General features: G+C 42.5%; 12 protein-coding genes. 6 read left to right on the forward strand and 6 right to left on the reverse strand.

Going from position 1 to position 21,135, the window contains the following annotated elements; translation table 11 throughout:
• Positions 1-28 precede the first annotated feature (28 nt).
• Positions 29-1,723, forward strand: a complete 1,695-nt coding sequence (locus tag MHB37_RS18620) for a M3 family oligoendopeptidase (RefSeq protein ID WP_036688094.1) — start codon at positions 29-31, stop codon at positions 1,721-1,723.
• 76 nt (positions 1,724-1,799) lie between these two features.
• On the opposite strand, the gene MHB37_RS18625 is transcribed toward MHB37_RS18620, so the two are convergent.
• A complete protein-coding gene (locus tag MHB37_RS18625) occupies positions 1,800-4,553 on the reverse strand; it encodes a glycoside hydrolase family 2 protein (protein WP_076304057.1) in 2,754 nt (917 codons plus the stop codon).
• A 143-nt stretch (positions 4,554-4,696) separates the two neighbouring features.
• Between MHB37_RS18625 and MHB37_RS18630 the strand changes: the two genes are divergently transcribed.
• Positions 4,697-5,629 carry a transcriptional regulator gene (locus MHB37_RS18630; RefSeq protein WP_254848923.1) on the forward strand — a complete coding sequence of 311 codons (933 nt, stop codon included), beginning with the start codon at positions 4,697-4,699 and terminating at the stop codon, positions 5,627-5,629.
• 127 nt (positions 5,630-5,756) lie between these two features.
• Here the strand turns inward: MHB37_RS18630 and MHB37_RS18635 are convergent, their stop codons facing one another.
• The 5 genes from MHB37_RS18635 to MHB37_RS18655 all read right to left on the reverse strand — a co-directional run bounded on the left by MHB37_RS18635 (position 5,757) and on the right by MHB37_RS18655 (position 15,658).
• Positions 5,757-6,131: an iron chaperone gene (locus MHB37_RS18635; protein WP_076304056.1), complete on the reverse strand. Its 375-nt coding sequence runs from the start codon at positions 6,129-6,131 to the stop codon at positions 5,757-5,759.
• 19 nt (positions 6,132-6,150) lie between these two features.
• Positions 6,151-6,525, reverse strand: a complete 375-nt coding sequence (locus MHB37_RS18640; RefSeq protein ID WP_076128242.1) for a DUF4180 domain-containing protein — start codon at positions 6,523-6,525, stop codon at positions 6,151-6,153.
• Positions 6,526-6,924: 399 nt separating this feature from the next.
• Positions 6,925-11,319 carry an Ig-like domain-containing protein gene (locus tag MHB37_RS18645; RefSeq protein ID WP_405168348.1) on the reverse strand — a complete coding sequence of 1,465 codons (4,395 nt, stop codon included), beginning with the start codon at positions 11,317-11,319 and terminating at the stop codon, positions 6,925-6,927.
• 133 nt (positions 11,320-11,452) lie between these two features.
• Positions 11,453-12,544: a response regulator gene (locus MHB37_RS18650; protein WP_339243795.1), complete on the reverse strand. Its 1,092-nt coding sequence runs from the start codon at positions 12,542-12,544 to the stop codon at positions 11,453-11,455.
• 3 nt (positions 12,545-12,547) lie between these two features.
• Positions 12,548-15,658, reverse strand: coding sequence for an ATP-binding protein (locus tag MHB37_RS18655; protein ID WP_339243797.1), 3,111 nt, complete (start codon positions 15,656-15,658; stop codon positions 12,548-12,550).
• 1,190 nt (positions 15,659-16,848) lie between these two features.
• Here MHB37_RS18655 and MHB37_RS18660 point away from each other — a divergent pair.
• The 4 genes from MHB37_RS18660 (at position 16,849) to MHB37_RS18675 (ending at position 20,482) form a co-directional block, all read left to right on the forward strand.
• Entirely contained in the window at positions 16,849-17,496 is a 648-nt protein-coding gene (locus MHB37_RS18660) for a transcriptional regulator (RefSeq protein WP_341088801.1), read from the forward strand.
• Between the two features lie 532 nt (positions 17,497-18,028).
• Positions 18,029-18,817, forward strand: a complete 789-nt coding sequence (locus MHB37_RS18665) for a MerR family transcriptional regulator (protein ID WP_076129711.1) — start codon at positions 18,029-18,031, stop codon at positions 18,815-18,817.
• Entirely contained in the window at positions 18,814-19,491 is a 678-nt protein-coding gene (locus MHB37_RS18670; protein WP_405168349.1) for a GNAT family N-acetyltransferase, read from the forward strand. The genes MHB37_RS18665 and MHB37_RS18670 overlap by 4 nt, the downstream gene beginning before the upstream one ends.
• Positions 19,475-20,482 (forward strand): alpha/beta hydrolase family protein, encoded by a 1,008-nt coding sequence (locus MHB37_RS18675; protein WP_405168350.1) that lies wholly within the window; start codon positions 19,475-19,477, stop codon positions 20,480-20,482. The genes MHB37_RS18670 and MHB37_RS18675 overlap by 17 nt, the downstream gene beginning before the upstream one ends.
• The last annotated feature ends 653 nt before the right edge of the window (positions 20,483-21,135 follow it).

The following is a 21,135-nucleotide window of genomic DNA, read 5'->3' on the forward strand; positions in this document are numbered from 1 at the left end:
CTGGTATAGAAAGGAAGTTGAATAGTTAATGAAATTTAATGATTATCGCTATGAGCGCCCGGATGTAGAGAAGTTCAAACAGGATTTTAACAACCTGCTTAAAGATCTCAATGACACCGAGCCATTAGAAGTGCAAAAGGCTTCCGTTACCGCTATTAACAAGCTTCGCAATGAGTTTGACACCCTGCAGACATTGGTTAGCGTTCGCCATTCGATCAATACAACAGATGAATTCTACAAGGCTGAACAGGAATTCATGGACGAGATTGGCCCTATCGTTCAGGAATACATAACGGACTACTACAAAGCACTCGTCAATTCCAAATACAGAGCCGAATTCGAACAAGAATGGGGCACGCAGCTGCTTCAGCTTGCAGAAGTAGCTCTGCGTACTTTTAGTCCAGAAATCATCGAAGATTTACAATTGGAGAACAAACTCTCTACAGAATACGCTCAGCTTATCGCGTCCGCCAAGATTCCATTCGAAGGCGAAGAACGCACGCTGACTCAGCTTACTCCTTTTGAATTGTCCACGGACCGCGATATGCGTAAACGTGCTTCACAAGCCAGATATGATTTTATGTCTGAACATGAAAGTGAATTTGATCGAATCTATGACGAGCTAGTTAAAGTCCGTGACCGCATTGCTAAAAAGCTTGGTTACAGCAACTTTGTTGAGCTAGGTTATGACCGGATGATGCGTACCGATTATAACGCCGACATGGTAGCCAACTTCAGGAAACAAGTTCTGGAGCATATCGTACCCGTCTCCCAACAGCTTAAGAAACGGCAGACAGAACGCCTAGGTCTGGATGCCTTGAAGTTTTATGACGAGAACTTCAGCTTCAAGACTGGCAATGCCACTCCTAAAGGAGATCCTGACTGGATTGTAGCTAACGGATCCAAGATGTACAAAGAGCTCTCTCCGGAAACTGATGAATTTTTTACTTTTATGTTGGATAACAATCTAGTGGATTTAGTAAGTAAAAAAGGTAAGCAAGGCGGTGGCTATTGTACTTATTTCAGCCAATACCAAGCACCTTTTATCTTCTCGAATTTCAATGGAACCTCAGGGGATATTGATGTCTTGACCCATGAAGTGGGGCATGCCTTCCAGGTGTATGAAAGCCGAAATATTAATGTACCTGAATATGCTTTTCCTACTTATGAAGCCTGTGAGATCCATTCCATGAGCATGGAGTTTTTTGCTTGGCCATGGATGGAATTGTTCTTTGAAGAGGATGCAGACAAATACCGTTTCAATCATTTGGCAGATAGCCTTCAGTTTATTCCTTACGGAGTTACTGTAGATGAATTCCAGCATTTTGTTTACAGCAATCCTGAAGCAACCCCTGCTGAACGTAAGCAAGCATGGCGAGAAATCGAGAAAAAATATTTGCCGCACCGCAATTATGAAGGTAATGCTTATCTGGAACAAGGTGGATTTTGGCATAAGCAAGGCCATATCTTCGCCTCCCCGTTCTATTACATTGACTATACACTAGCACAGCTATGTGCCTTCCAGTTCTGGAAACGTTCAAATGAAGATTTTAAATCCGCTTGGAGTGATTATTTAGAGTTATGTCAAGCTGGAGGAAGCAAATCCTTTATCAAGCTGGTTGAACTTGCGGGCCTGACTTCACCTTTTGAAGATGGCTGCATTAGTTCGGTCATTGGAGAGATTGAAAGCTGGTTAAACAGCATTAATGATAAAGAACTTTAATAATACCTTGCAGTACCGATAAAAAAGCAATCCCTGCTTCTTAGCTGGGATTGCTTTATTTTCATATTAAGGTTATTTAGCGATAACGAATCAACAAGTCCAGTGGATAACGACCTGCATTACGGCCATACAAAGCTAGCCCGCCGTCCTCTGCTTGCAGCTCCAAACGGAAAACACGATTGCGATCCAGCTTCGCTGCTAACTGCCCCGGTACACTTGCCTTGCATAGGTAGCCATAAGATCCAGCCTCATCCAGCTTATTCGCTATTGGCTGATAATGCCAAGACAAAATCCCTCTGCTATCAGCCGGATCATCCGGTAAATAGAAAGAACCAATCCGCTGCCCATCCACCAGAACGTTCACTCGGGAAGGATGACGCTCTTCATCCGTCATATAATACGTATTCGGATTATATTCCACCCTCGCATCTGCCCCATGCATAAGATCAAGGCCCATATCATTAAGCTTCGTACCTTCAACATGCCGCGCCAGCAATCGTTTAGCACTTGCTTCGAACATGATTTCGATCTCACCAATCATTGATTTATCTGCTGCATCTGGCAGTGTAACCTCGTATACATACTGACCTTGCCCAGCACCATTGATCTTAAATCCTTGGATAGCATCCCATTGATGCTTAAAGTTATGATCGGTATAAGCTCCCACTGGAATTTGAATAAATTCTCCTTCACCTTTAAACAATACAGTGTTATTACCGCCTCTTACATCAAAAGTAATGAAATTCCGCGTGATCGCTTCACCCTTCTCATTAATCAGAGAAACAGCAAGTATTGCAGCCGCCTCCTGACCAGGCATTGTAATGTTCAAAGAAGGAAGTATAGTGTTTCCAAAGTTATCCCATTTCACAGACATATGTCCACTTTGCGCAGTGACCCGAGTCCCCAAATTGTCGTACCACAGTTCCCATTTCAGCTTCAAATTATGACCGTGATAGCTGTCCGCGAAGCTGGAACCTAGCAAAGGTACTTTAACACTCTGCCCTGCTTCTACTGTCTGGCATGGAGGAGCATCTAACACGATAAAATCTGGGGAATGCAGATCCGCAATCGTCATCCCGGGAACAAAATCCCCATATCCAAAATCCTTATCGCTCCCGTCTAGCCGGTAATAACCATTGAACTCATTCGTAACATCACGGAATTCAGTAAATACGAATCCACATAGCTTATCATGCCGCCGGAATTCATTCATCATATAGCGGTAATGCCATGCCAAATCACTGTCCCCTGCACCACCTTCTATCCCCCACACGTTACCGCATTCGCTGTTCATTAGAGGGGCATCAGACTGTACGTTGCCGCCAATACAGTTAAACTCCGATCCCGGGAATGTTTTATCTACAACCTCATTTAAGTGGGCTTGCAGCTGCTCGTAACCATTAATGTAAAAGTGCCATGTATTAATATCCGATTCCACATGATCATAATTACACGGCGAGTTATCCTCAACAATTCTAGTCGGATCAAGCTGCTTCGCCCAGCGATATTTCTCCCGCACCCATTCCTGTGTCTCTTTAAGATAACTACTCTGCTGCTGTACATCACTTGTGAGGCTAGCCTCCTGAGCATCTGTCTTCAAACCCCAGGTCTCGTTGAACATAACCCACGAAAAAATAGATGGATGATTATAATCTCGTTCAATCACCTCAAGGGCTTCTCTCTCATAGGAGGCTCTGGCCTTGTCATCCGGATTACCCCAGAAACAAGGCATATCTTCCATAACAAGAATGCCAAGCTTATCCGCCCAATACAGCTTACGGGGTTCTTCGGGCTTAATATGAATTCGCACCATGTTTAGCCCTAAACGTTTCATTAGATAAATTTCATCCCGCATGTCTTCATCCGTTGGATAGGTGAAAAACCCTGTCTTGTGATAGGACTGATCAAGAGTACCGTTCAAATATATCGGTTTACCATTTAAGGTGATCCACCGATAATCACGATCTTCAAAGCGGGCAGTCTGAATTTCGCGAATTCCGAAATAAGTGCTGACTGTATCTGTACCAAACGATCCACTAAGCTGCAATTCACCTTCATATAAATAAGGATTTTCTGGACTCCACAAATGCGGATTGGGAATATCGATAGACAGCTTACATTCGTTCACCCCTGCTATAAGCTGCAGCTTCTCTGTATGAACAACAGAATGATCAGCGAATTGCAGCGTAAACTCTGCCGAACCCGTTTCATGCGCGATTATTCTTGTAGTTACCTTCACCTGTCCATCTATACGGGTCACAAACTTTGCATCTTTCATATAAGTTTCGGGACGTGCTTCAAGCCATACAGGCTGCCAAATTCCACGGATTTCTCCATATCCTTGTTTGCCCCGCGCTTGATAAGCATGATCGAAATCCTCAGCTCTTACGACAATATTATTCTCACAATTAGCTGCCCAGTAAGGTGTAATATCAAATTCAAATGAACCATATCCACCTTGATGTGAACCTACATGTTCTCCATTTATCCACACATCACATGAATAATCTACTGCCCCAAAACGTAAAAACAATCGTGTTTGTTGGTCAACAGCCTGCCCATTCACGGTGCGGCGATACCAGCCTATTCCTTGTTGATCGCAGCCAATTCCGGATAAGGGACTTACCCAAGAAAAAGGTACAGTGATCATTGAGTCGTAAGCGATTTCAGGATTGGAGTACCATAACGCCTTCATACCTTCATTGTTCGGATCAAACTTAAATGACCATTGCCCATTCAAATTCATCCATTCATGACGTTGCCAATGTGGATGAGGGTGTTCAGAACGAGGAATCGCAAGTGTCTCAGAAGCTAATATAGAAGTTGTCATATGGCGAGCACAGCCTTTCAAAATAAGAAGTTGAGCCCATTTTAGCACCAGTATACGATTTTCGCAATGTTTATTATGATTTTACAATACTCAATCTTCATTGTACAATAACCTCAACCCATCCTATACGAAAAGGAACAAATATGATGAATGATATTTCACAAGAAACGATACGTTATCCCGCGTCACGCATTTTAGATGTAGCTAAAGCACTGTCTGGTGACGTCCGCGTCCGCATTCTTGAAGCCCTTGGAGAGAAGCCTATGAGTGTCAGTCAATTAGCTGAGACGTTAGGTGTAGCTCAGCCAACGATATCTATCAATGTGCAGACGTTAGAACAGGTTAATCTTATCTCATCTACACAAGGAGCAAATCGCGAAAAAATCTGTGCGGTCACCTGTCGCTCTATTCAACTCGATCTCCCTTCAAAGCTAGGGGATGGGCTGCATCAAACTGAGGAAATACATATGCCCATCGGAATGTTCTCCCACTGCTCCATACAACCGTCCTGCGGGATGGCCGGAAAAGATGGTGGTGTCATTGGCTCCCAAGATGATCCAAGAGCATTCTACATGCCTGAACGAGTCGATGCCTCTCTCTTATGGTTCGCAGAAGCCGGTTATGTCGAATACTATTTTGCCAACCCCCTGCCTCCAGGCGTCGAGTTGGACGAAATCCGCATTTCGGCAGAAGTATGCTCAGAAGCCCCTTCATTTCGAGAGGATTGGGCCAGTGATATCAGCTTATCCATCAATGACCAGTTAGTCGGGACTTGGACCTGTCCCTCCGATTTCGGGAACCGCAAAGGGAAACTGACCCCTGAACGTTGGAGAAGTGGAACTGAATATGGAGCTCTTACTACATGGAGTGTCTCGGAATCGGGCAGCAGCTGTAATGGTTCTCTCTCATCTTCCACTACAATCAGCTCTTTAAAGCTGGCGTTTAATGAACCTATTCGTGTACGTTTTGAAATTCGGGAGGATGCACTCAATAAACGAGGACTAAATCTGTTCGGAAGTGGGTTCGGGGACTATGCCCAGGATATCATACTGGCGTTTGTACGACGTCCGAAATGAGGAAAAAGAGGCAGGAGTGCCTCGGAAGTGGATCCAATGTTCACCAGCATCAAGAAGAACATCAACAATGGATGCACACTTCCAGCCCTGACCAGATGGACCTCTCTATTTCATACCAGTAGAGACATTATTTTGCTTCAACTTTTTTTAGATTCTCAGCGACTCTGAAGGTTACAATCTTGCTAATTAATTCATAAGGCATAGGCTTATCAATAGGGAATTGAACGGAACCTTTAGCACCTTTATAGCCTGATAATTCATCTTTAAAAGCATTAATTCCACTTGGAGTTGGATAGAATCCAATATGCTTGGGATAAGCAGCGAAATGCACCAAATTTCCGTGTAATGCAAAAGTAGGCATCTGATAGCTTATTTTTTCCTCTGCTTCCGGTGCCGCCTCTTTTATCACCTTTCTTAACGTATTAAGGATTTCCTGAACCTCAAGCGAAAACCCGGAAATATAGGCATCGATCGATTCATATGTGATTTTACTTTCATCCATGATATAACTCCTCTCTGGATCATCTCCACGATTTGCATAAATGTAGGGCCGCTAAAGCCTCAGCTTCAGTACTTTTGAACAACATTTTATCGCCTTGATTGCATTCGTAAATAAAATCATTCAGACTTTTGCTGTTATAGCTTGTAAATTCTCCTACGATAGCAACTCTCATCTGATAGTTTGTATATTTTTGTGCAATCTCACCAGCAACTCCAGACTTTAGCTCGAAAAAATCATCCGTAATCTGTTCCTTCCTCAGAAGCATTTTATCGCATCCTTGGTATTTCACATTCATCATTAAGTCTAAGGCATCCCTTACATTATTGATTATGATCTCCTCACCAGAGATTATAGCTACCGTTGAATCATTCTTATCATCCACTGTGATTTTCATTCAAGACTACTCCTTTTCCGCAAAGAATTTCTGCAACATTTTGATTACTCTGCTTAATCGCAACCGACCATGCAGATTCACCACTTTTTATTTTAGCAGAAATGTCGGCGCCATGTTCGATTTACAACTCTATTAGTTCTACATTATCCGTATGAAAAGCAGCAGAATGTAAGGAAGTATAACCATCACTATCGAATATATTATTCTCCATACTCGCAAGGTGCGGATGAGCTTTCAGGATTTCTTTCAGCCGTTCTGCATGGCCTGATTGTGCTGTCTGAAATACATCATTAATGATTAATTATCGTATAAACGAGCTAAGCCATAAAAAGAAAAGAGGATTCGTTCAATGTTCTTTGAACGAATCCTCTAATGATCACAATTCTGGAGCTCAGTAGATTAGATTAAATCCGACTTTTCAAGTAGCCGCTTCACGATCTCTGCAACCTCAGCTCTGGTCATATCATCTTTCGGAGCAAGCCCTTTACTGCTTCTTCCCTTGATAATGCCTGCCTGCAAAGTGTCAGTAACTCCACTGATTGCCCAGTTAGAAACCTTACTACTATCTGTAAATGGAGCTAACAAAACGTCAGCCGATTGAACAGAAAGCTTAGTCTGTAGCGCTGTAATTTTCATCGCTTTAGCAATAATTAACATCGCTTGTTCACGGGTAATATGTTCATCAGGGCGGAACATGCCATCTTCAAAACCATTGATTAATTGATAAGTAAATGCCGTGTTGATCGCACTGTTATACCAATCCGTGGTCTTTACATCTGAGAATGGTGTTGCAGCTTGTTCCATCTCAAGTCCCAGACCGCGCACAACAATCGCCGCAAACTCAGCACGGGTAATGGCTTGATCCGGAGTAAATTGACCACTACCTGTTCCCTCAATGACTAATCGGGAGCCCATATCGTTCACTGCCTCTTTTGCCCAGTGATTAGCTACATCACTAAATTCAAGCGGATGCCAGATTACGGAGTAAGTACCTCCGCTTAAGCTGTTGATAGTAGCAAAATATTTGCCATCAATTACAACCACTTTAGTAGGAACATGGTGTACCGAACCTTCGGAATCAACGTACACTCCCGTTGTAATCTTGTTCGGGTCCATCCCTTCAGGAATGGCTATGGTACGTTTAACATACGTATTGAATTGGGAAAGTTCAATACTCTTATCTCCGTAGATACCTCTAGCCGTAAAATTAACTGGCGCGGAAACTAATGAGAAGGATCCTTTTTGCGCAGCTGCTTCTAAAGCTTTAACTTTATCGGCTGTAGGAGCACTAATTTCAATCTGTATCTTAATATCTTGCAAAGCTACCGACTTGCCGATTTGCTCGTTCAAAGCGTCAATATTAATTTGTTGAGCAGGCAGTGTAAATGTCGCATTTCCCGCTTTAATCTCAAGAATCGCTTGATTACCCTGCATATTTTTAACCATTTGTCCATTTAATTCGCCAACTATAACATCAGATTTACTATTTGCACCGATAGAAACTACTGTACCTTTACCTTCAGTGGCGAGCTTGTCCTCTAGCTTCTTCTGATCTAACACAATAGTGGTTAACGTTTGCTCATTCCGTTTACCATTCGTTGCGGTTCCAACTGTTTCAGCTTTACCATTGATTAGAATGGAAGCAGCATTTACCACAGGTGCCGGAGTTGGTGATGGGGTTGGTTGCGACGGAACAACAACATCACCACCAGATGGAGTGCTAGGAACAACTGCATTGGACTCAGCAGAGAATTCGCTGATGCCAGCTTTATTGATTGCCTGTACCGTGAAGGTATAGCTTGTTCCATTCGTCAAACCACTGATTGTCAGAGGACTTCCAGTTCCTGTAACCGTCAAACCTCCCGGATTAGCAGTTACAATATATCCTGTGATTTCGCTGCCTCCATCGTTCACCGGCGGGATAAAGGTGATGATTGCTTGACCATTCTCTGCAGTTGCAGTTACGGATGTTGGAATTCCAGGTGCTGTAACTGGTTTAACAGGTGCCTTCACAGTAACGGTTGTAGAAGCCGTATAACTACCATCTTTCGTCGTTACCGTTATGATGGCTGTTCCTTCACCAATCGGCGTTACTACTCCATAAACAACCTTAGCTACTGTCTCATCGCTCGAGCTCCAGATCATACCTTTATTTGTTGCATTAGCAGGTGCTACTGTCGCTTGTAGAGTTCCCTCGCCTTCACCCAATGTTAAGTTAAGTTCTGTCTGGTCTAAAGTCACCCCAGTTACGATAACGTCAGGTGGCTTAGGAGCGGCTACATTAACTGTGGTTGTAGCTGTAAAACTTCCATCTTTCGTCGTTACCGAAATAACTGCTGTCCCCTCACCAACCGGAGTTACTACTCCGTTCACAACGGTCGCGACTGTCTCATCACTAGAGCTCCAGATCACGTCTTTATCCGTTGCATTGGCAGGCTCTATTGTTGCTTTGAGGAGTCCATCAGCTTCACCAGCTGTTAAATTCAGTGTCTCCTGATCTAGCTTCACTCCAGTTACGTCCACAACGGGCGGGATTGGGGCACTCACACTAACTGTGGTTGTAGCTGTAAAACTTCCATCTTTGGTCGTTACCGTAATAACTGCTGTCCCCTCTCCAACCGGAGTTACCACACCGTTCACAACGGTCGCAACTGTCTCATCACTAGAGCTCCAGATCACGTCTTTATCCGTTGCATTGGCAGGCTCTATTGTTGTTTTGAGGAGTCCATCAGCTTCACCAGCTGTTAAATTCAGTGTCTCCTGATCTAGCTTCACTCCAGTTACGTCCACAACGGGCGGGATTGGGGCACTCACATTTACTACAGACGAAGCTGTAAAACTTCCATCAGTAGTCGTTACCGTGATAACTGCTGTCCCCTCTCCAACCGGAGTTACTACTCCGTTCACAACGGTCGCGACTGTTTCATCGCTCGAGCTCCAGATCACGTCTTTATCCGTTGCATTGGCAGGCTCTATTGTTGCTTTTAGGAGTCCATCAGCTTCACCAGCTGTTAAATTCAGTGTCTCCTGATCTAGCTTCACTCCAGTTACATCCACAACAGGCGGGATTGGGGCACTCACACTAACTGTGGTTGTAGCTGTAAAACTTCCATCTTTGGTCGTTACCGTAATAACTGCTGTCCCCTCACCAACCGGAGTTACCACACCGTTCACAACGGTCGCAACTGTCTCATCACTCGAGCTCCAAATTACTGTTTTGTTCGTGGCATTAATAGGTGCTATTACGGCACTAAGCGTGTCTCCTGCTTCTCCTTCCGTTAAACTGAGTGTTGGTTTATCCAGGGTCACTCCGGTTACGATTACATCCCCCGTATTGTTCACGGTCACATTAAAAGTGTAGGTGTTGCTTAATGCTCCATCACTTACCTTAACAGAAATCACACTGGTGCCAAAAGCATTCGCTGCGGGTGTTATTTCTAAAGTTCGTTGCTCACCACTTCCACTTATTTTCAGTCCATTATTCGGAATTAAGAGCGTATTCGAGGAAGTAGCTGATACTTGTAGGTCATCTCCATCCACATCGAGGACCTTAAAGGATCGTGAGACCGACTTGTTTTTATCGGTTGTAGTATTCCCCATAAAACCTGTGTCCTGCTTCCAGGTTGCCCCAGTAATTGTGCCGTTCTTAAGGGGAAGACCAGAGGTATTAATAGCGACATTCCCATCATTGCTATTCGCTAATTTATAGTTTAAAGCCAAATTAGGCTCCGAGCCTGTCAAGTCGACATTCATTTCTCGAACAATATCACTTTGGGTCTTGGCTTTACTCCAGAACCTCACGTCTCTCATTCCACCGTTATAATCTCCGTCCTGTCTCCACGTGCTTTTTCCAAGCCAGTTATTCGGACGTGCAACGTTTCCTACTGTACTTAAATCCATGGCCCCTTCTGCCTTAAGTACACCATCCCAATAAATCCGTCCCTTTTTCTGACTGTGATCATAAACAATTGCGACATGAACCCATTTAGAAATCGGGAAATCCTCAGTGACATTAATATCTCCCTTATTAGTGTAGGCAGTGAAATTCATCCGTTTACCGTTAAAACCCACAAAAATATTGTGGTTCTGCTCTGCGATCGATGATTCAAAAAATCTCATCCATGTCTGAAAAGCATCTACTTTCAAAAATCCTTCAACTGTAAAAGAATTCCCATAAATCCGTTGATCCGGGAAGGTCACATAATCCCCGTTACCGTCAAAACTAAGATAGTCCCCACCATTTAGTTCTGTCAGATAAGGTGCATCGTTCACTGGATTTACAGTAATTACGGCTATACCCGGATCTGAGCTGAACGCGGCAGATACTGTGGTATTCGCATTTTTTTGATAATTTTGATAACCGGATGCTGTTGTATCCCATAGCTTAAAGCTAATGGATGCCGTTCCGTTCCAGTCTTTCGCCGGGACAAAACGGATTTTCTCCGATTTCAGCAGCAGAAAAGCATTACTGTTCGACACCGGCTCGATATTATACCAAATTCGTCCCACCGTGTTGTAATACTGCCAGGCCCCTTTGGTATTATCTAAAGCTACTACAGCAATCCCTGTTGACGCTGGATCCGATACTTTTCCTGTCAAAAAGCTGGCTACCTCAACTCCTGCGTTGGAATAGTCATCTTCATTGATGGACGTTATTATAGCTGGGCTATTCTCGAGCCAACCGAAACTAGCTTTTGCACTTATGATTGGAGTTTGCATAGGACCCACTCCCTGCACCACAAGTCCAGTACATAACGAAATACTAATGCCTATTTTCATAAATGATGGCTTCAATCTCTATTTCCCCCTCTAGCATAAATCATGTCCTTAATTCGACAATAATCGAGAGTATTATACAAAATTAAGATAAACAAAAAATAAACAAAAAAAGAACCCTCGATAGCCATCCTTTCGAAGGTTCCTTCCATTACAATAACTTCTGTTTCATTAACGCTTTAAGTTTAGGATCGGGTGTTGTTCCGAGCTCTTGCTGCAGCATCTCTTCCAATTGACCAAATTTCCGCTGTGCTTCATTCATTCGCCCTAATTCAATTAATAAGTTGATGATTTCATGATAGATGTCCTCTCGCAAGGAATCTAATTTTATTATTTCTCCAAAATAATGCAGTGCTTGCTGCTGCTGATTCTGCTCCAAATGAAATCTTGCAGCCAGCTCCACCAATCCTATATATTCATGCTCGAGTCTGCGCGTCCTGCTACTGGCCCATTCATAGGCTTTTCCTTTGAGTAATGCTCCTGTGTATAAACCTTCTGCTTGAATCATCCATTCAACATGTCTTTCAGAGGTTTGCCTGATTTGCTTTAACAATCGCTCAAATTCATACAGATCACAATAAATGCTGCTTTCTACTACATGAATTTCATTCCTGCTAGCTTTTATATAATTGGCGCCGATTGCTTTTCGAATATAATACAGCGTCGAGTTCAGATTCTTCCATGCTTTTTCAGGCTCCAATCCGCTCCACAACGTGTCGATAATTTCCTCCCGGCTAACCGTCCCTTTACTAACCAGAAAAGCAAATAATTCTTCTGTTTTTGGACTTCTCAGCTTGATTAGCTCTCTGTTCTGCGTTCTGCGGTACACTTTTAAACCATTAAATAAAAAAACTTCTAACGTAGGCTCAGCCGTTGTATTTCGATTTATTTTTTTGAGTTTCTCTAACGTCTTAGACAACCGCTCCGCAGTTACAGGCTTCAAAAGATAATCCACTGCACTCAGGTCAAAAGCCTGCAGCGCATACTCATCAAATCCGGTTACAAAAACCACATCTATCGATTCATCCAATTCTTGCAAAAGGCTAGAAAGCTTCATCCCATTCGTCTCAGGCATAGAAATATCCAAAAAAGCTACATCTATCGGATTGGCCTTCGCAAAAGCATAGGCTTCCGCAGGATTCAAAAACGTCTCATAGACATCAATCTCTCCGCTCTGCGATAAGATCCGCTTCAGGCGTTTTACCGATAACTCCTCATCATCTACAATAATCGCTCGCAGCATGCCTCAACCTCCCATCCGCTTAAGCTGCTGTATTGGAATTTCAAAAGATACCGTTGTGCCTAATCCTTCAGCACTTTGAATATGAATATTTTTTCCATATAATAGCTTGATGCGCTGACTGATATTCCACAGCCCCACCCCTCTTTTATCTACATCTGACTGCATTACTTCTTTCAATTTATGCTCACTCATTCCAGATCCATCATCCTCCACAATAAAGCTAATCACAGAATTCTCTAATTCTTTTACAGATATAATTACCGTGCCACCCCGCAAATTGGACATTAGGCCATGCCTTATTGCATTTTCGACCAAAGGCTGTAGAATCAGCGGAGGAATCCGGTAATCCGTATTCACTCTCACATCATATTCCACATTTAATCTGGCACCGAAGCGTGCTTTTTCAATATTGATATAAGCCTCTACCAGCTCAAGCTCATTCTCCAGACTCGTTAGTGAATCCAGTTGTTTGAAATCAAAGCTGCTTCGCAAATACTGGGACAGCTGCAGTGTCAACTCTTCGGCCTTCTCAGGTTCTTCCACACATAGTTCAGCAATTGAATTCAGAGCATTGTATAAGAAATGAGGTTTGATCTGGGATCGTAAAAAAGCAATTTCGGCGTCTTTAGCAGTCTTCACGGAAGCTCTCAATCGAGTCAGACTTTTAACACGTGCCATTAGCTCTTCAGCTTCAAAAGGTTTTCCCACATAGTCATTTGCACCGTTATCCATGGACATCTTCATATCGCTCACCCTGTTCTTGGCCGTCAGCATTAACACAGGCAGTTCAAAAGGAGTAAATCTCTCTCTAATCTTTTGCAGAACCTCGTAACCCGAAATGTCCGGCATGGTAATATCCAGTACCACCAGAAAAAAGTCTGTGTTTTTCGCTAGCTCCTCAAGTGCCATCTGCCCGCGATTGACAACCACAATAGAATATTTCTCTAGCTTAAACAGATTGATCATAGATTGCAGATTGGCAAAATCATCGTCCACTACTAAAATGGGCTCATCGATCTCGCCTTTGATATAAAGGGGATAATCACCATGAGAGAAACTTAATTTTTTATAAGAATGTGCCGCCTTAAGGGTTGGCCTCGAGATTGGCTTAACCGCTTTATCCCACCGTGGAAGTGTAAAAATAAACACCGAACCTTTTTCCACTGTAGATTCCACAGCTATGTTCCCACCATGCAGTTCTACTAGCTTCTTAGTAATACTTAATCCGAGCCCTGTTCCACCATGACTATGAATCTCCGCCTCATCCACCTGCTCAAAAGCTTTGAAAATACGCTCCTGCATATCCGGTGAGATTCCCAAACCTGTGTCTGCCACACGTACTTCCACCCACTCCTGAATAACTCTGGCACTAATCTCTATTTCACCCTGTTCCGTAAATTTAATCGCATTATCAACCAAGTTGTGGAAAATTTGAATCAGACGATTGCCATCTGCATTCACCATAGGGAAATTCGAAGCGACTCTGTTAACGAGCAGGATCGACTTTTCTCCGAGCAAAAAAGAATGAATACCCATGACGGAATCAACAACGGCTTTCAAATCCAGGTTGCTTTTGTATAATGTGATGTCTCCATACTTCATTTTGGAATAATCAAGTAGTTCATTTACCATATGTGTTAATCTTCTGCCGCTCCCTATTACGATCGCTAGATTCTGCGCTTGTTTTTCATTAACTGGACCCTCAACCCCATCCAGCAGCGTAGCTGTAATGTTCACTATGGCATTTAGAGGTGTTTTTAGTTCATGTGAGGTGTTGGAAAGGAATTCATCTTTAATTTTATCCAGCCCGATCAGCTGGTTTTTCATCTCGTCTATGGTATGGTAGGCTTCAAAAAAACGTAGAACAATCAGCACGATCATGATGATATTAAAAGCCACAATGTAAAACTGCCCGAGCCAAAGGTTCTCTTTTATAGAAAGAGCAAACAAAATAATGTCTATGGAATATAAATTAATAGCTAGAATCGCCATAAACATCAGCAGCAATTTGATTCTATTTACTTCTGCGCTTCTGATATATAGGGTAGCCACTCTGCATAACATCCAAATTAACATCAGCTCATATAAAATAATCACATACGGATAAATGACCGTGTAAGAACGAATCGGCAGGATGGCGACCAGAATTATAAAGCTGCCTAAAACAATCGTTATGGCTTGAGTAAATTTTAAAGATATTATGCTTTTGTGCATTTGGTAAAAAAATATTGCGAGCACAATAAAGCAGGAGATGGAGCTTATATCCTTTACTTTGTAGAGCACTATGAACGAAAGTTTAGGGAAAAAGAGTAAGAGTGAACGCTCGCCGATCAACCCATGATATATCGCAAACAGCAAACAAATAGTTGAAAACACAAGTAAAGAGTAATCCTGCTTACGGTATAAGGACGCTGCCCCAAAGCAGATAAAAAAGATAAGGGCAAGTGTGCCTAAAATAGCAACGGTGCTAAATTCACGGGCCGTACTCTTCTGCTGAACCTCCATCATTGCTGCTTCCTCACCAAAGGATAAAGAAACCGGAATGCCCCCATTCACATAATCGAAGTTGGAGACTTGAATTATGATTTCTACATCTCCCTTATCAGACGAAAAAAGCCCTATCAGCGGGATATTCCCTGACCGATAATCAGCTTCATTAGCAGCAGGATTACCATCCTCAATAACTGACTGTCCATTAACAAAAATCCTGCTTGAAAAGCGGATATTAGTTTTTTTCAAGGCGAATACCCCGCTTACAGGCAGGTTTTTTAGAACCATCCGATAGGTGGCGGAACCGAAGGCGGGTAAAGGGCTTCCATTAACGATGTTGCCGTTCCACCGGGAGGGCACCTCCATCCAAGCTGTAGAATCAGGTATATCTGCGCTACCCGCCCTAAAATGCTCAGAAGTTAATAGCTGGTTCCAATAAAACTCCCATTCACCGTCTAACTTGATAATCTTATCCTGTTCATAATCCCAAGCCGCGAGATCCATGACTCCATGCTGCACTTGCAGGTGACTTCCTTGTTTATCGTGACCCATAAGAATGGATAGAGGAATCGCAGATAATAAAATTAAACCAATCAGATAGATAAGTAATGTCCTTTTGAGCATCGTATCGGCCCCTTTTATGGAAGAGTAAAGCTGCAGCAATCACCAGGGCCATCCTGCAACACGTGATGTAGAGTAAAAAGTTTAGATGAACATAGATAATTCTATAAAATTTTCTAATTTCCTTCACAATTCGACAAAGTAATAGGCCTTTATTAGGATTTTTTTCGGAAAAAGCGGGACTTGTATGAAAAGAGGGTCTGATATGACCATGATGAGTAGGATGACGGTATGAGCACGATGAGTAGGACGACGAAATGAGCATGATGAGTTTAATGATGAAATGAATGGACCAGTTGGGCGACTTGTGCTACTTTGGCGACTCGAACGCATCTGCCGCGCACTTGCGGACTCAGGAGACCTTATTAGTTGAAAAACGAGGGTTTTGACACGCTATCGGACTCAGTTGCAACTATTCGCTCATAACTACCCCATTTTGAGTCGATTTGCAGCTAATAAGAGCTATGCAGTCCGTAACTTTTGGAATACGAGCGAAAATGTACGAATAGCTGCAATACGGTCCGTTCATCCCGGAGTTACATGACTTTGGTGACATAGACAACATGGATAATCTGATATCTTGGACTAGATAGACAATTCTGACGTCGTTGGGAACTCTGAATACTTACACCGCGCGTTTGCGGACTCAAAAGACCTTATTTGTTGAAAAATGAGGTTTTTGCCACGCTATCGGACTCAGTTGCAACTATTCGCTCATAACTACCCCATTTTGAGTCGATATGCAGCTAATAAGAGCTATGCAGTCCGTAACTTTTGGAATACGAGCGAAAATGTACGAATAGCTGCAATACGGTCCGCAACGTTCGAAAATGAATAATGATATTGCGCAGAGCACGTAATCCATTTTTGCGGATCAGCAAGCACATGATGATCGTCCTAGAAAAGCCATGCGGCCGCGCGGGGGGAAGAATCCGCTTTTAGAGTAACTATTAACTTCAGCAAATTCAGCTCGTTCACCATGCTAGCTTCCTTCATCTAAAACCTATTAGAATTCGTCATCTTTATACACAGTAACTCATTGAAGAAATCCCCAGCACTCGTTATAATAGCAACTATAGGTCGTGAAGAACACGCCGCTTTTATACAATCTCTATCCTGGGTTAAGCTCAGGAGGAATTGTATGGGAGCGGCTTTTTCTTTTTTCAAAAAATTACTTAAGGAGGATATACAAAATGTCCAGATTCGAACAGCAACTAGAGGAATGGTTACAGATCAACTTGGATAAGGAGAACAATCCCCGCAGACAGGAGCTTCTTGCAAAAGGGTTGGGCTATGGAACAGTCGAATTTCTGCGTGCGGTATGGTTTCCTGCTGTAGGAAACTTCAACTACTTGTTCCCCGAATGGGAAGTGCGCGATTTCAACAATGGTTATCGTTATCTTGATCTGGCCTATATGCCAGGTGGAGCAAAGGGTGGAATTGAGATTCAAGGCTACGGTCCGCATGCTAGAGATCTTGATGTACGACGATTCAAAGATTTATGTAGACGCCATTCCTTATTATCGCTAGACGGTTGGACCTTCCTATCCATCGCCTATCCCTCAATCACGGACGAGCCTCAGCTATGTCAACAACTAGTACTCGCATTCATCGGCAAATTCATGGCTTCAGACGCGCCCTCTTCATTAACTTGGTTAGAAGCTGAAACACTTCGTTTCGCAAGACGTCTTCTGCGTCCGTTCACACCTGTAGAGCTCACCCACCATCTTAGAGTCACTAATCGCCATGCCCGACGTGTTTTATATGAGTTAGTTGAACAGCAGCTACTAGAGATCGTCGGTGGAAAAGTACGCAATCGAACCTATCAGCTTAGAATGTGATGATTTGATTAGTTTGTTTTGATTAGTTTGGTTTGATTAGTATGGTTTGATTAACAAAGTTACGTTCGGACCGTATAGCTCTTATTTCCCAATTATCTTCGTTTTCGCCACGCTATCGGACTCAGTTGCAGCTATTTACTCAAAAACACTGCTCTGACCCAATTCTTCAGCTCATTAAGAGCTATGCAGTCCGAAACTCACGGAAAATGAGCGAATTAGCTAAAATAGCTGCATTACGGTCCGTAATGGCAACTCTAGGGTCATACCAGCAAGGCTCATACAAAAAAATGATCATGAATCTAATCCGTTGCACCCCCGCATTGTCCTTCCAAAATCTAAGTCTTTTTCATTACCATCTATTACTATTACTATTACTATTACTATTACTATTACTATTACTATTACTATTACTAATCATTATTCAGAAAAAAAGTGCTCTGCTTAGTCCGTATTTTAATCAACACTTGACCTTAGGTCTGACCTAAGGTTTATAGTTATTTTATCAAATAACTTACAGTTAGGAGCACCACCCTTGAATCCGTACCTTACAATTGGCGAACTATCAAAACTTATGAATGTATCTATCCACCAGATTCGATATTTTGAAGAAAAAGAAATCCTGTTTCCATCCTATATAGACAATAATCAGTACCGGATGTACGGCATCGATGAAATCTATCAATTGGCACATATCCTGTTACTCCGCAAATTAAACATCCCTGTCAGCACCATTAACCAAAGTATGAATAAATCCGCAACGAATGACTACCGACTGCTGTTAGCGAAATCGTTAAACAAAATCAACACAGAAATAAACCAATTAATAATGCTGCAACAATTTATACAAAAGGTACTAAAAGAGCATGCAGATTATGGCAACATGGAGGGGGAGTATCAAATTAAACATGTGGATAATCGTTATCTGAAAAAGTGGTTGGTGCTAGAGGATAACGAAACAATAACTGCACGAAGTTTATATGAAAAAAGACCGCAATACCATCATTTATTTGAAACAGATTTGCATTATGTATACGATTCTGAACAAGTAACCTTATGCTTTGAAACCATTGAAACCACTCCCGCCCCTGACATTGTTTTAGAAAAAGGGTGTTATCTCTATAAAGCATTTTTTGTAACAGACGATCAGGATGTAGATCATGAGATTGCCAAGCTGGAACACTTTTTAAATGGGCATCACTACATGGTATTGGGACCAATCATCATTTTGGAGAAATCGTACCTATCCATGTTTAACAACGACAAGCTTCATTATGAGCTTCAAATTCAAATCGAGCATGCCTTAGATGATACCACTAAATGAGTACAAACGAGGTTATCATCGCCCATTACCAGGAACAAGATCGTGAGGCTGTAAGCAGGCTTTTGGTAGATGCATTTCACGGGAAATTTCACTCTCTCCTCTCTCTCGAGGACAATGAAATTGCTGATCTACTTATAAGACTTTGGGAACAAGATTCTTCTTCCTTATCATGTAAACAAATAATCGCTTATGAAAACGGAGAAGTGGTTGGCACTATCTACTTAAAATGGCAGGATACGCTCTCCCTTAAAAAAGGATCAATTAAACCACTGAATCGGGCTCCCTTTTTGCAGCTATTCAAGAAATTTGGATACTTAAATGTTTGTAAGTTAATCCTTGGGTTATATTTTTTGGATTATCAACCTAGAGCAAAAGAGTGTTATGTGGCTCATTTGGCTGTTCGGTCCAGTCACCGTAATAAGGGAATTGGCAAAGAGTTGCTGGTTTGGGCGGCAGATTTTGTCAACAGTCATTCTGAGGTTGAAAGATTAACGCTACATGTTGCTAACAATAATAAACGAGCCATTAATATGTACCAGCAGTTGAACTTTGAGATCCATAAATCTGACTATAGCGCGGTAAGACATTTACTTTTTAAAGAGCCTGTTTGGCATTACATGATAAGAAAAACATCGCTACAATCTGGGGGAGCAATGAATGAAAAAGAAAATTAAGCTAACTGTCTGGATGATTACCATTTCGTTGTTGATTGCAGCGGTCCTGTTCGTACTACAGCAACATTCTTTTTCAATGACTGAGCAAAAAATTGAAATAGATACACCTCAAGGTCAACTAACAGGAACCTTAGTTCTGCCCGAAAGTTACTCTGGAACCGTCGGACTGGTAGTTTTTGTTCATGGGGATGGCCCAGTTAATGATACTTACGATGATGGATATAAACCTTTGTGGGAAAAGCTCGCCTCTACCGGATATGCTTCCTTATCTCTTAACAAACCGGGTATTGGGGGTTCCTCAGGGAACTGGCTAGAACAAAGCATGGAGGATAGAGCGCAAGAAACTATTTATGCGATTAACTGGGCTAAAGCCTTACCTATGATTGATGCTCAAGCTATTGGTTTGTGGGGAGCAAGTCAGGCGGGCTGGGTGATTCCTAAGATTGTTAAAAAAGTGCCTGATCTCGCCTTCAGTATTCTTGTATCCCCCGCCATTCAATGGATTTCTCAAGGACAATACAATACCAGACAAGAGATGATTTTAGAAGGTTTTTCAGAACAGGAGATAAAAAAGAGAGAAGATTATAACGCGCAAATCCTACTGCTACTTAAAGAACAGGCGTCGTATGAAAAGTACTTGCGAATTGCACAATCGGACGATTTAATTTCCAAAGAAAAATGGGGTTTTTTCGCTAAAAATTATCAGTCAGATGCGAGCGGGGATTTAAAAAACTTCACTACACCTGTCCACTTAGTTCTTGGCGGGCAAGATATAAATGTAGATGTTGAGGAAACCGAACGTGTTTACCGTGAAAAAATTCCTGAAAACCTACTCTCCGTCTTCTATATTCCTGATGCTGATCACTCTATGCTCTCAAAAAAGAATGCCTTATCACCATTAAGAACATATTTGACCGCTGTCTTTTTTCCACGACATATTGTTGTTGAGCCATATTTAGATGATTTGGTTCACTTTGTAAGCCAGTTTTAATCTGTTTGCCATTCATTATGCACTCTCGCCAGCTGAACTCCCTACGTTCGGACCGTACAGCCCTTATTTGCTGAATTTCCTCGTTTTCGCCACGCTATCGGACTCAGACGCAGCTATTTACTCAAAAGCACCCCTCTGATCCACTTTTTCAGCTCATTAAGAGCTATGCAGTCCGAAACTCAGGGAAAATGAGCGAATTAGCTGAAATAGCTGCGTTACGGTCCGTAACGACAACCGCGGAAGTAATGACTGCCCAAGCCCGTGTATTGGCTATGATTTCCCCAGAATCTACGTATCTTATAGAATACCTAGGTCTATCACCAATGCACTCCATACGTTCGGACCGTACAGCCCTTATTTGCTGAATTTCCTCGTTTTCGCCACCTTATCGGACTCAGTTGCAGCTATTTACTCAAAAACACTGCTCTGATCCACTTTTTCTGCTCATTAAGAGCTATGCAGTCCGAAACTCAGGGAAAATGAGCGAATTAGCTGAAATAGCTGCGTTACGGTCCGCAACAACAACCGCGGAAGTAATGACTGCCCAAGCCCGTGTATTGGCTATGATTTCCCCAGAATCTACGTATCTTATAGAATACCTAGGTCTATCACCAATGCACTCCATACGTTCGGACCGTACAGCCCTTATTTGC

It is taken from the genome of Paenibacillus sp. FSL H3-0286, assembly GCF_045040705.1.
In the GTDB taxonomy this organism is placed as follows: Bacteria; Bacillota; Bacilli; order Paenibacillales; family Paenibacillaceae; genus Paenibacillus_AQ; species Paenibacillus_AQ odorifer.